This is a genomic window from Eximiradius sp. (genome assembly GCA_937127445.1).
Taxonomy (GTDB): Bacteria; Bacteroidota; Ignavibacteria; order Kapaibacteriales; family UBA2268; genus JAKIZO01.
The window spans coordinates 34,803-49,731 of the sequence record CAKZLY010000021.1; the positions used below are offsets into that span (position 1 = coordinate 34,803).

The 14,929-nt window shown below is 39.2% G+C and carries 3 protein-coding genes and 1 tRNA gene; all 4 read right to left on the minus strand.

What is annotated here, in order from left to right:
• Positions 1-91 precede the first annotated feature (91 nt).
• Complete coding sequence (locus tag AC6QZF_RS07035) at positions 92-8,113, minus strand: YCF48-related protein (protein ID WP_499799172.1); 8,022 nt, start codon at positions 8,111-8,113, stop codon at positions 92-94.
• A 100-nt stretch (positions 8,114-8,213) separates the two neighbouring features.
• Positions 8,214-8,939: a tetratricopeptide repeat protein gene (locus tag AC6QZF_RS07040; protein WP_499799173.1), complete on the minus strand. Its 726-nt coding sequence runs from the start codon at positions 8,937-8,939 to the stop codon at positions 8,214-8,216.
• Between the two features lie 37 nt (positions 8,940-8,976).
• A tRNA-Arg gene (locus AC6QZF_RS07045) sits at positions 8,977-9,050 on the minus strand.
• A 241-nt stretch (positions 9,051-9,291) separates the two neighbouring features.
• Entirely contained in the window at positions 9,292-14,778 is a 5,487-nt protein-coding gene (locus tag AC6QZF_RS07050) for a T9SS type A sorting domain-containing protein (protein WP_499799174.1), read from the minus strand.
• Positions 14,779-14,929: the final 151 nt, after the last annotated feature.

Consider the following 14,929-nt stretch of genomic DNA (forward strand, 5'->3'; position numbering starts at 1 on the left):
TTTAACTCCATTATTTATTATGTATATCTTTTTCATAAGTTAATTTCATATGGCTTCCCCGATTTCTCGGGGAAAGCCATACGACAACATATTATCTTACTACAACAACCGGGAAGACTGATACTGATTCACCGGCTACCAATCTTACGTTGTAAGTACCGCTTGGCAAGAGCGAACCTTTCACATCAACTGCATTCCATTCAACGTTGTAGCTGCCAGCATTGTATGGAGCATTGATAATTGTAGCGACTTTGTTACCAAGATTATCAAATACTTCCATTGTAACATTTGTAGCGTTAGCAATGTTGAAGTTAATGTTTGTAGCTGCTCTTACTGGGTTTGGTGAAACGCTATTTATACGTGATTCAGTAATATCGTTTTGACCATCTACGCTTGTTGCCATATCATAGATAATGATGAAGGCATCGATAGCGTCCGAAAGAATTGTGATGCGTGCCAAATCTGGATTACCGCTAACTGAGCTTTCAACAATCACGTTCTGGCTATTTCTTACAGCACCTGTCTTCATATCAACTGAGAACAAGTTACCGTTTGAATAAGCATCACGGATGTACCAGCTTGCGCCTGTTGGGTTAACAGGATCGTTCTTAGCAGGAACAGCGCTTTTTGGCCAAGTAATAGTTACTGGGTAGAGGAGCGAGCCACTGCCAGTTGTTCTTTCGCCACCAGCTTGGAAGCGACCACGATATACTCTTTCACCACTTTGACCAGTCAGTGCTCTTGGATAGATGTTGCGGTGCAAACCATTGCGCGATGGGATTGACCAGCGAGCATCAAATACGTCGTTTGGTGGATATGGTGGGATTTCGAATTCGCAGAGGTCATAGTCAATTGTTCCTACGTTATCGCCATCTGTTCCATCACCAGTAGTTGCACCATTTGGAGCAGTACCAAACACAAGAGTTTGATTAGCACCCATTGCGTTTGCAACTGTAACAGGTACTAAGAAGTCTGTTGGCAATGAAAGCTGCAATCTGAATTCAAGAACAGCAACTTTACCAGCTCTGTCGCGAGCTTCAATGCGAATAGTAACCTTACCGTCTGGATCGCGATTAAGGTTAAAGTTGTTTGTCCAGATACGGATTGTTGTATCAGCTTTGCTCAATGGTCCACGAATTGACGAAGGAGTAATATTGAGCTTAGTTGGATCGCTTGGTTTAACCAAAGTTAATGTAATAACTTCGTCTGAATTTGTGCGAGCCAAATCTAAGTCTTTCAATGTGATGAATGCCTCCCATGGTTCGCCTTGGTCTATGCACTCTACTGCTGGTACGCCAGAAAGTTCTGGTGTATGGTTCATTGGGAGAACCTTCAAGTTAAGTGTTTTAACAGCAGACAATCCATTTTCATCAGTAACGATAACAGTTACTTTTTCATCTTTTGGAGCGTCCTGCATACCAGGAGTACCATAGAGCAAGCCACTTTCTGCGTTAATCTTCAACCATTTTGGCGTCTTTCTTTCTACATAGACTTTGCCTGCTTCTGGGAAGCATGGATCTATTGCTATAGAATCTGTTGGATAAGTATCGTAAGCAAGTGCAAATATTAAGCGTTCACCAGTATTAGCATCGAACACTTTTACTATTCTTGTGCTATCCATCATTGATAAGTTGTAGTCAACACCTTCTTGTGCATTTGGTAATGCATCAGTTAGGATTTCAGGTGCGTAGTTAATATATACATCTAATAATTTTTCAGTTACTCCACCATGACCATCATTTGCAACGATTGCAAATACTGTATCGTTAATTAATGATGTTGGATTTTGGTCGTTACGTCTCAAAAGACCCAAAGCAGTAGTTCTATCAATGCTGTAATGCAATTGACCTTTCGAGAGGAAGTCAAATCCATAAGGATCAGCAACTGTTGGATTATCGTATTTAACCATATACTGGTTGGACATCCAAATTGGACGCAATTGTTTCATACCGAACACAACTGTATCAGGAGCATCGCCGCCACGCATTGCAACATTCATAAATCCGTATGAAGTTCTGCCGTAGCGATAATCCCAATCCAATGCCCAGCTATCTTCTAATTCGTCGTCAGTGTTGAAGTCAACTTTGAAGCGTAATCTATCAGTTAGATTTGCTTTTAGTTTACCAGTTGCTGTCTTACCGCAAGTGTATACAGTAGGTAAGTAGTCTTTCATTACGAAATCGCTTGAGTTCTTATTAACTTTAACCATAGCTGCACCAAGTGTAGTTCCAGGCTCTAAGAAACGTGGAGCGCTGTCAACTACAAACACTTTTACGGCTTGGCGAGTTAAGTAGTTCGAAGCAAAATCGATCGTATCTTGTTGCAAGTAACGAGCATTTGTTACATCATAGATTGGATTGCTAATATATTTCGGGAATATGTTAACAAATTGGTCTATAATGTCTTGTGGAGTATTGAGAGCTTTCAACACATCAACACTACGGTAGTGTGGTGGGAAGCTACGTACTTCGAGATAGAGATCTTCACCGCCTGGCACTACGTATGGGTTAAGCGGTTGACCTTTGAACATAAAGTAGCCACTTGCATTATCTTTTTGATATGTAGCTGCTAGTGTATCAACCAACAACCATCTCTTAAGACCTGAGTTGTCATCAACTAACCAATTATAGAGCAAGTTGGAGTATTGATTTGGGTGCAGCAGTGAGCGTGGATCGTAGAACATATTGCTATCAATTGCTGTAACAGTCAAGATAGAATCGCGACCGCGATCATATCCACGACCAGTGTATGTACCGTTTGCAGCTGGGTATGTTCTATCTTCTGTAACGAATATCTTATTGATAAAGTCAGTTATAATTAATGTGTCCTTCTGACCAGGATTGAATTCAGAGTCGACAATCTTAATCACTGTATCTTGTGCTAAGCGAGCAAGATCGCCAGTAAATACTGGTGGCATTGTCGAACGAGTTACCTTAAACACAATACCATCATTGTATGCAGCCAATACGCCTTCGCGCCATAGAACTGTACGTGAAATGATGCGTACTACGTCGCCTGTATCAACTGGAAGTGCACGGTAACGTTCGCCAGCAAAGTAAGTTGTATTGGAAACAGGAGTTGTTCCAACAAATGTTCTATTGTTGTTTGGCATCGAAGGACGGTTGCTGAACAGATTGAATACTTTTGCTAAAGCGTTCGAATCTGCGTGGTATTTACGTCCTTGCAATGCTGCTGCATCTTCGTTATAAGCATCACGATATAATTTTTCAAGAAGAACTGGATTTGAATATGGAGCAAATGGGAACAAACCATTTGAACCAAGGTTCAAAAGACCTTCAGCACTTCTTCTAATTGACGAGTTTGGATTTCTATTTGATGAGTCAGGTACTAATTCAACTCTTGCGCGGAAGATTTCGCGATAGTTTGCATCTTCGCCAACTTGCTTGAAGTTTACGCGGATATAGTCGCCAGTTGTTTCGTTGATTACAAAGAATACTGATTCATTGAGCATTCTTGTGTCGTGGTTGTTCTTTTCAACTTCACCAGTGTTGTAATCAATCATTGTTTCGAGGAACAATGGATAGCCAATTGGGTGATAGTAGCGACCTGTTTCATCTGGTTTCCATTCGCCTTGAACTTGTGATAAGAATGGATACTTCAAGTTACCTTGGTCGTCGCGAGCTTCTACTGCGAATGGATCACGCAAGTAACGTTTTATGTATTTACCATTAGATGGAGCGTTAGCAACGCTGTATCTCTTAACTTTTGGAGCGATACCAACTGCAAAGTCTTCAATCGGGCTCATACGGCGTTTTGTATAGTCAGCTGTCTTAATATCAGTTCCTTTATCGTAAATATCATAAATATGACCGCTCATTAAGTATTTTTCAGCAATGCTGTTGTCGCCAACTGTATTTTCATCTTGTCCGTTCTTGAGAACAATTGGAGTATAGTTGTATTTATCAATTGATTCGAATGGACCTTGTGTTCTTGGGTCTGAACTTGTTTGGAACAAGAATGGCAGATAGTTAGCATCAGCATTAACTACATTATATTGATCTGCTGGAGCAATATTTACAAAGAATGTTTCCATTCTTGCAAGTTCTGGTGAATTATGATTGTTTTCAATGTTCAAAAGAACATTAGCTTCGGTATGACCCCAGTAGTTGCCACGTAATGTATCAGTACCGCCTGCACCGATACCTGTTGTTCCAGCAAGAACGCCCTTAGTGTTTGGTGCGTCTGGCAGACGGATCATAAAGCGAGCTGTGTTGCCATAGAATGAGTTTGCAGCCTCGCTGAAAATATATGATGGCAATGGACCTTGTACTTCGCCATAGATTGTAGCAGGAGCCAAATCTGAAGAAGCAAAGTTGCCAATTGTTGTGTTCGATGCATCTTTAATCACTGGACCGCTAATGTAGTTCTGGCTCATACCAATTGTATTGCGTTCATCAGTCTTGTTGCCAGTTACAAGTGAGCGGTTAAAGATAAGTTTAAGGTCGTAGTTATCTGAATATATTGCAGAACCAGTAAATGCAACGTTGTTTTGAATTCTAACGCGGTTGAACAATACTGCATCAATACGGTTAGTTCTATCGAGTGTAGCTTTATCTAATAAATAGATTGCACCACCAAGACCAACGCCATTCTCTGGTAAGTTAGTTTCTTTATGCCAACGTTTTACATCGATAAGTGCCATATCAGCAGGTGTTACTTGCGACCAAGTTGCACCAGCGTCTTTTGTTGCGAGCAACAATCCAACATTACCTGATACGAAACCTTCGTTGTTATTTACAAAATATACGCTATTGAGTGTATTTGTAGTTCCTGAGGTAAGAGCTGTCCAGTTGTTACCACCGTCAGTTGTCTTTACGATAGTACCACTTGCACCAACTGCATAACCAATATTTTGACCATAGAAGAAGATTGATTTAAGTTCTTGGTCTGTTCCGCTATTTACGAAATCCCAAGTATTCCCGCCATCGACAGTTTTAATCATCACACCAGCTTTGCCAGTAGCAAAACCAACTGTTGCGCTCTTGAACATAATGTAGTTGAGGTCCGAAGTAAGACCAGGCATTATCTGGACGTCCCAATTATCACCGCCATTAGTTGTGTAGAGAATTAAGCCTCTATCGCCAACTGCATAGCCTTTGTTTACACCAACCCAAGCAACTGATTGTAAATTGCGAGTTGCAGGACGTTTTACTGTCCAGTTTCCACCAGCGTCTGTGGTCTTCAAAATATAACCTTCGTCAGCAACAGCATAACCTACTTGCGTACCAACGAACAATATATCATTAATCTTAGGATCATTAGTAATTGATGGAACTGTTAATTTAGTCCAGGTTTGACCTTTGTTAGTTGTCTTCAAAATTGTTGTGTACGCACCAACTGCGTAGCCAATATCATCACTTGTAAAGTATATGTCAGTTAAATCAACGTTGGTGTTGGATGGCATAAAGTCCCATTTAGCACCGCCGTTGCTGAATTTAACGATCATACCATTGTTGCCAACAGCATAACCTTCTTTGTTATCAAGCCAGTAGATAGCATTGATATGATCGCTTGGAAGAGGTGTACCTTTACCAATTTGAGTTGTTCCGCTTCCCATTTGTGAATCAATAATTCCATTGTCAAGAATGATTGTATTATCAAGGAAGCGAGTAAGCATACGAACATCAGCAACGATTGGAGCATTTGAATATGTAAATGGTTCATTTACTGATGTATATCCAATAGCAAAGCCATCTTTAGCATCATACATATCGTAATGAACTACATCAAGGTCGGTTACGAAAATTTTATGAATAGTAGTAATTGGATTTGCAAGAGCAATTGCACCACCATTACCATTATATACCTTATTATTGATAAAGAGCGAACCTTTTACTAAGTTCAAGTCGCCATTGAGCGAGTATATTGCACCACCACCACGGATATCTGGCTTATTAACATCAGCAACGTTTTCGCCAACAATATTTCCGTCGAAGTTAGCGCGAACCACTTGGATTAAGCGTTTGAATGGATCCATTCCAACATTATTAGGAATGTTGAATGCAAGAGCGCCACCATAATATCCAGCTTTGTTGTTCTGGAATATTACAGGATATTTGCCGCCATAGAATTGCAAGGAGCCATTGACGCCACCTGCACCAGTGATGATTGTATTTCTCTTTGAATATACAGCTCCACCGAATGAAGAAGCTATGTTATTTACAAATTTAATATCAAACCCATAATCACGTGTATTCCAAGTGTTGTCGTGACCACCGATAACAGGGGATACTAAATTATAAACATTACCATCAACATAAATTGCACCACCAGCACCAGCTTGGTTGTTTACAAAGTATGTTTGATTAGCAATTGTCAATGCAGCATCAACATCTGATCTTACTTTGAGTGCATCGCGTTGACCGCCACGAATTTGAATGCGGTTCAGCGTGTTTTCAGCGAATATAGCACCACCCATCGAGAAGAAGCCGTTTCCAGATTCTGCATTGTTTGCACTTACAAGGAATGGAGCTTTAGTTTGGTTGTTTTCAAACTTACCGCTGAAAATAACGCTTGTATTAGCACCAACATAAATTGCACCACCACGAGCACCGAATGAGCTCATATGTCCTTGATAGTTTGAAGCTTCGTTGTTGGTTACTTCTAATGCGTCGTTATAACCAGGGTCTAATTCAACAACGTTTCCGTTGATAAGTAATCTGTCGTTCAAACCCAATGCAATTTCCATGCGGCGGTTTTCATTAGCTTCGTTACCTGCAATGTAGAGTGCACCGCCGAAAGCTTTATTGCCATAAGCAAATGGATAATCTGCGGCAACGTCGGTAAGTTCAGTTACAACTGTAACAGGAGGAACAGTATTTAATACTTTTTGTCCAACTTTTGCAAGGATAACTTTATTTCTGTCGAATTTCACATTACGGACACGACCTAAATAAACTGCTATACGAGCGTCGTCCCAAGCCATACGTTCAAGATCGAGAAGAGGTTCTGCAGTCGGATCGTCAATATTGTCAATTAATGGAATTTTGTAGCTTTTATTGATTTCAGAAATGTTTCCATTGCGATCAGTTAACTGTGGGTTTTTAGCATCTGGATAGTATGCAGTAGGTGTATTATAAACTGGGTAACCCTCTGGGGCTTGCAAAATTTGCAATGCACCGCCCCGAACACGAGCAATATTATCTTTGAAAGTTACATTAATAAGCCAAGTTCTTGACGAGAATGTAGTCAAAGCACCGCCAGCACCATTAGCCAAACTCTTAATTCTATTCATCAAAGCGTTATATTCAAATGTATTCAAGCCTGGAAGGTCGCTTTGAGCATAGTAAGGATGACGGTCAACAGTTGTATCTTTCTTGAAGTTTTCAAATACTACATTACGGAAGAATGCAGCGCGAGCGCCTGGAAGCACAACGATATGTCCCCATTCACGTGAGAAATTATTCACTGGCTGGCCAATGAAGCGGATTCTTGATTGTGTGAAAGGAACTGCTGCGCCACCAAATCTCTTCCAAGGTGATGTTTTCAGGTTTGGATCATTTCCTGGATTTAAGTATAAACGAGCTGCCTGGAATGCGATTGCATATTCGAAAGGAATAATCACATAACGTGGGTCAGTAGGCAAATTGTTAGGATCCAAGTTTACAATCTTGCGAGCAACTGTGTCCAATACAACATTGAAAATATGGTTGTATTTACTTGGATGAACGGTTGGGTCGCGACGTGTGTTATACGATAATGTTCTTGTCATACCATCATCGTATAAGAAATAGCGCATATCAGCATAACCAAAACCACCTTGGTCTGCTGGATATGTTGTTACAGGATCTGGAACTGCAGTTTGGTCGTAAGTAATACGAGCAAAACCGTCAGCAATGATACGACCGCCTGTTGAGTCGATTAAGCAGCTGTTGTCAAGGAATTTTACTGTTGTCCCTGGTTCAATAATAAGAGTACCGCCGACAACAAGCTTTTTGTTGATTACGTAAATTGAGTCTCTTTGGAACACTCTTACTTCTCCGGGAGCGATGCTGCCGGAAACGTAAGCAGTTGGCAACTGTGCATATCCTTCAACGCCAAGGAATATGCATAGTAACGCTGCCAAGAAACTCATACGAAAAAATCGTTGCATGTTACCTCCAAAATGTGAAAATTTTGTTATAAAATCTATGTTGCTTAAAAAATCTATGTTCATTTTGCATCATATAATATTAAATATACATAAATACGTTTTATTCAATAATCGTGCCAAGTCGAGCAAGTTCAATTTTAGCTGTATTTGCAAATTCTGCGAAATCACGATTTTTTGCAATCATTGTTAGATGCTCTATTGCGCGATCTTTTTCTCCCATACGTGCATAGCAAATACCAGCAAACAGCATATAACGTCCTTTCGATGTTGGGTCGATAGCTAATCCTGCTGCTTTTTCGTAATTTTCCGCTGCATCGCTTAAATTATTGTTCTTCTCACTGCAAACAGCCAGCCCAGCGTAACCACCTTTTGAGACTTCATCGGATTTTGCTTTTGCAGCAATTTCAAAGTATTTACGCGCTTCTGATATTTTGTCCAATGCAAAATAAGCATCTCCTGCGAGCAATGCAGCAATTTCCCCTGACGGAGTTGATGAATATTCTTCAACAATTTTCACAAGACCTAATACTTTCTCTCCTCTAACGGTTGGAACAGAGTCGCCTCCAAACAATGCGCGAGCATATTCTTCTTTGTCGAAATACGGTCTAATTCTCGAAAGCGCCAAAGCTGCTTCTTCTTTATTTTTATTGCTCGTATATGTAAAATAATATGCAATAGCTACTATTGCTACCACTGCAACCGCTGCTATTGCTATCAATTTACCATACTTTTGAATAAAATTAACCTCGCCGCCTTCTTCCTGAACCTGATTTTCAAGTTCGTCATCTAAATTCTGTTCATTTTTGTTATTAATCTTGTCGCTCATAAATCCTTTATTTTATTAATGATACTAATTTTCTTTGCACGCCCGAAGGGACTCGAACCCTTAGCCTTTGGAACCGGAATCCAACACTCTATCCAATTGAGCTACGGGCGCTCGTAACAATGAGAAACTATTCGACCCTTTGGCATACAAATATATTATTATTGAATTTTTCTACCAAGTTTTAATAGTTTTTTTTAATCCTAATTTTAAATTTTTTCTTAAATTTTCCACAATCATTTGACTATTTTTAAAACACTGTCAGATTTTTTTCACACTTTTTTGACACATTATATAAGAAAAGAAAAGGGAGCTATAATCTCTTACAACTCCCTTTTCAATTTATTAATCTACGCTATTTCACAACTTTTAGGGTTGTTGTTGTAGAATAGTTACCAGCATTAACAACAACAGTGTAGGTGCCTGCTGTCAGGTTTCTGAGGTCCAATCTCAATTGATTTTCACCTGCGGCAATCGAGCCAAACGATTCAGCAAAAACTTTGCTTCCAGCAATATTATAAATTCCTACTAATGCTGAACCTTCAACAGGTGAGTAGAACGAAACGTATGCATAGTCTTTCGCAGGATTTGGCGAAATTCCAGAAATTTCGAATGCACCATCACCCTCAATTGTTACTACTCTTGTGTTGCTATATGAAAATTCACCATTTTGGTCAATCATCTTCAATCTATAAGCATATGACTTACCAGCAGAAACGCTTCTATCGATAACTGGACCATATTCAGTAGCAACTGCTGAATTACCTTTTGCCTTAACTTCATCAATTTTAGCAAATGCACCAATACCGAATTCATTAACTTTTGCTTTTTCAATATCAAATCTTGATGAATTTACTTCTGATGCACTTACCCAGTTAAGTTCGACACGTTTTCCAACAGCATTAGCATCAAACGAGAACAGTTCGATTGGAATAATTGTTCCGCCATTGTTCTGAACATAGTCCATCGAAGCGCGAATGAGAGCATCTGCCATTGGGAAATGTCTCCAATCAAGCCCGAAGTAAATCACATTTGTAAACAGCGATGATGATGCAATACACATAATTTTTTGATCGAACATTATTGTGTCAGGATTGATATAGAACATACCAACACGTGCAACACCTACACCGCTTTCAGTCATATTCACTACGTCGCCAACAGGTTTCGGATCGCCAAGGAAGCCAGTTGGAACTGCTGCAAAATCGATATTGCGAGCAACTGCGAAACCACGAACCACTGATAATGAATCGAACGGACGTGTTACCTTTGGAGTTGCTCTTAATATCTTTTCTGTGAAGTATGTTCCATCAAGGTATTGAGGAATACCATTTTGACGAACAACATCTTGGCTTGCAATGATAAAGTTGCTCTTATCGTTCAATTTCCCTTTGTTTAAGAATTTCAAAACATCGCCGATTACGTAGGTTGTGTACATTTTATCGTTAGCATCACCAAAGAAGAGCGAACGATACATTGTATAGTTTACCGAACGTTCTTCCCAGCCGCGGCGATCGAAAATATCGAAGTCGTGGTCTGCTTCACCCTTCATCTGGAACCATCCGATTCTACGGAATGCAGTAATCAAAGTATCAGCATTCAAACGTCCAGCAATTTGGTCCATCTGCTGTGGTGTCGGGTTCGAAACGGTATCGATATTCACAAAGCTATTTTCTACAGATAAGAGCAAATCGAGCTTAGCACGTTTCAAATAGAAGCGAACAATTTTATCTTCGAGCACATTGTTCGAAGTCATTTCATCTGGTTGAGCAAGGCTTACTCTTATTCTATAACGAGGAGTAACATTAGGCAGCATTGTAGAGAAGTGTTGAGGAACATTGTATCCAACAACTTGCGAGTAAGTGAGTGGAATAAAGTCGTCGTTGTCTTTACCATCACCCAATCCGAATACTACAACAGCATCATCAGTTGGGCTAATCTGAGCAGTAACGATTTTAGGAGCAACTGCTGGAATAACGAAGTTGCCTAATGTATCTTCGCGGAATATTTCTACTTTTATTTGAGCAGCTGATTGGAGCATATTACCATTGTTGCGAACAATTGCTTTGACTTCAACCGGCGACTGCGTCATAATGTATTCAGCATCATTGAAAAGCGATGTTAGACGTAGGTCTTGATAAGCACCAGGAGCTACGATCGAGTGAATTTCTATATCGTTATTGAGCAATCTACCATTGAATTCGCAAGCGCCAATATCATAACGTTGATTTGCAAAACCACGTAAATTACCATCAATATCAGAGCTTAATACATCATATCTTGTACCACGGTTGTTAATCTTAGAGTTAATTGGAGTTGGGTTCGATTTTACTCTCAAATTGCCAGGATTGGAACCAATCATTTCGTGATCTTGCAAGAAGTTGTAGTCAACAGAATAAATATCGCAACCAGTCCAATATCTCCATTGGTTCAATGTTTTGAATTCTCCAGTAAAGCCAAGAGTGAGCAAGTTGCGTTCAACATCTACTTCAATATAGCGATAATAGTCAATTCCGCTTGCAAGCCAGAACGCATTACGTTCAATTTTAGTACCATCTTCTTTTGGTTTTTCGTTGTAATAGAATACAGCGGTTTTTGTTTCAACAGAACTTGCAATGTTATCGTCCAGAATTGCAATAGCGTTGTTGCCCATAGTCAAATCTTTGTTCTGCATTACAGCAATGCCAGCAATATTACCAGTGTTGGCAAACTGATCGTTTGGAATAATTATAGTATTGTTAATAATTTTATCTTCACGAGTAAAGAAACCAGCTTTTGCTGGTGAAAGTATTCTATCGTTAAAGTTTGGCACATTAATGTTACGAGCAGTAGCAAGATAAATACCTGCAATGTGAGCAGCAGCGTTATTAACCTTCAAATCGTAGATCATATTATTTACAACTACGAATTTTTCTTTGTCTTTCGGGAAGAATTGAGTGCGTGTTGCACCTTCCTGCAGTGTATAAGAAGCCTGTTCAATTTTCACGCCGAAAGTAATAAACGATGATTTAATATTGCTGATTTCGTTACCATCAATTCTAATATTGTTATTGTGATATCCCAAAAATCCTGCTTTGTCTTCGCCACCGACAATAATACCTGCTGCATCGCTTGTTGTAGCATTAATATTATATATACGGTTCTGAGCAATCAATGTATTTTCTTCGTAGCCAACAAAAATACCAGCACGTCCAACATCATAAATTTTATTCTTGATAAATTTGTTATTGTTGTTCAAATACTTGGTAATTGTTACTTCTGGACCTCTAATTTTATCCAAAACGCCCAAGCCAAGAGAAACAATACCATAACCGAATTTTGTAATTTCGTTGTTCTCAATTACTATATTATTAATGTTAAGAGTATCCAGCTTGTAATAGTTATTTTGAGTGCTGGTGAAGAATGGTGGAGTGTTCCTTAATACAAAGCCAGCAGAATAAGTCCCAGACGTACGAACATTTTCTTCGAATGTATAAAGGCTACGGTCTGCAATAAATTCGAATTTTACATTTGGGAGACTCGAAGCATACGAAGTTGTGCTGCTTTCGCCATCAACAATACAGTTCTTAACAGTAATGTTGCGAGAACCATTGCTGAAATAGAACGGAACGCGGAACATTACAGATGGCGGAGTATGCATTTTGAAGACAAGTGATTTTTGAGGACCACCGTCAAATACAATATATCCATCGCTTGCTGCATAATCGTTCTTATGTTCGTTCAATACCGAATTAATCGGAGCAAACGCAGATGTTTGATTATGATTCTGACCAAACAAAATCCCAATACCTGATGCGCTATAAAGATTGACGACCACACTTGCACGATTTGCCATTTTCTGTTGCGAAGGACGAATAATTATTTTAGCGTTTTCTGAAGCACCAATAATCTTGGTTCTCAAATCAAGTGCAGGGTATGATAAATTTATATCCCCTAAATTGTATGTATCATCTTCTAATTCCAATACAACTTCGCCAGAAATACCCTTTTTGTAAATTTCGTCAAATGCTTGAGAAAGGCTTGTAAAATTATTGCTTCCTGTGCAACTCGAACAAACTTTGTACGTTCCAACCAATCCAGATTTAACAACAAACGTTGTTGTATAAGTATTGTCAACAGGATTACCTTCTGATGGATGGTCTATCATTATTGTTGCTGTATATGTCCCAGTAGCAGTTGGAACAAACTCATTCGGGAAACGAACTATTTTATATGGTGGAAAGGTCGAAGGAATGATATCGATATCTGTTTGATCCTGGAAAACAACCTGCCCCTGTGAGTTGGTAATAGTAATAGTTGCTAATGCACCAAAAATATCTTCGAAACCATTGTTCTGCACTCTAATAACCACAGGTTGTGGACGCAATTTGTAGTTATCGCTTGCAGTAGGTGAAAACAATGTATCAGGCTGAGCATCAACACCGTAAGTAACCTTAAATATATGTGGCGTTCCACCCATCGGAGGGAAGAAATCGTTTGATGGATTTAGATCCTGCGAGTTAAGCAAGTATACTCTTACGCGAACTTCATACTCGCCAACTTCTGTTGGAGCAAAATTCTGGAAGAAAATTGTTGTGTTTGTCCCAGGTTGTAGCGGTGCAGTTTTATTTACCCATATCACATTTGGTGGCTGATGAACTAAAACGTTATTTTTGTAAATTCTGCATTCAACGCGGAACGAATCAACAGGATTAATTCCAGAGTTTTGAACTGTAATTCCAAGAGGAATTGTTGTACCAGAAAGTGGATATTTTGTGAACTCTTTTTTAAGCGGATATGGTATGCCCAATGCAACCAAATCCCACGGTAACGCAATATAAAACTTTTGTTGGAAATCTTGTGTCAGATCAGGTCTTCCTTCTACTTCAAATCGAGAATAAATAGTATATTCACCACTCGCAATACCAGGATTTGATAGGTCAAGCTGACCGGTTGGACCCTCCAGCGGATCAACATTTGCTGCAATACCTTTTGCATGAGTAAATCTATAACGAACAGGGTTAGGATCTCCAACAATTGTCAATGGAATTCTTGTTACACTCAAATTACCTTCTGCTGTTGCAACATAAATAGTATCTGGATTTGGACTTGTCGATGGGCCTACAATAGCATAACTTACGTAAACAGTTGGTTGAATAGAAGCACGTTTAATATTTACAGATGGATGATTGTTGTGTTCAAATGGGATTACTGAACCCGCTGTCAAAACTGTTGAAGCAGGCGGATAAACAGCTGTCATTTGAGGATTTGAAAGAATTTCTATTCTTGCATTGGGACGTGGTACTGTTCCAGCGCTTGTCCCAGAAAAAGTCAAAGCACATCCGTCGCCATCTCCGTAGCGAACATGGGCTCGCCCAGAAATATTAGTGCCATATACGTTTGTTATCGCTCCATAATTTGAGTTATTATAGCAAATTTTCACTAACAAGTTTCCGCCAGTATAATTAAAGTAATTTGCTGGCTGAAAACTAAATTTATTCCACCCAGAAGAAGTTACTGTGTATGAAGGAGTGGAATATACAAGTTGCCATCCAGAAGCAACAGGAGCTGATATCGAGGTCAACGTTGTATTCTGCATATATATGGAAAATCCAGCATAAGAAGCATATGTAGGACTTATCACATTAATCGAGAATCCTCTAATCAATCCAGGATTGCCACCGGCACCAATGATTTCAGCAGCCGTATACAAATAAAAGCAAGCTGCATCTGGATTATCATTAAACGGATAAAAACTTGTAACTGTTCCCGTTCCAATCTGGATTTCTTGAGAACGAACAGTCCCAGCAAGCACTGAAAGCACTATTGCTACAATGCTAAACCATCTTAAAAATTTTCTCATTAATAACCTCTCAAATAGTAACAAAATATATTTTTATGCTCACTAAATAATTGCAAATAGCAAGTTACATTAAAATTAACAATTTTTATAGAAATAAATATAATGATAATATAACAAATTTATAATAAAATTGTTACAAAAGAAAAATAAA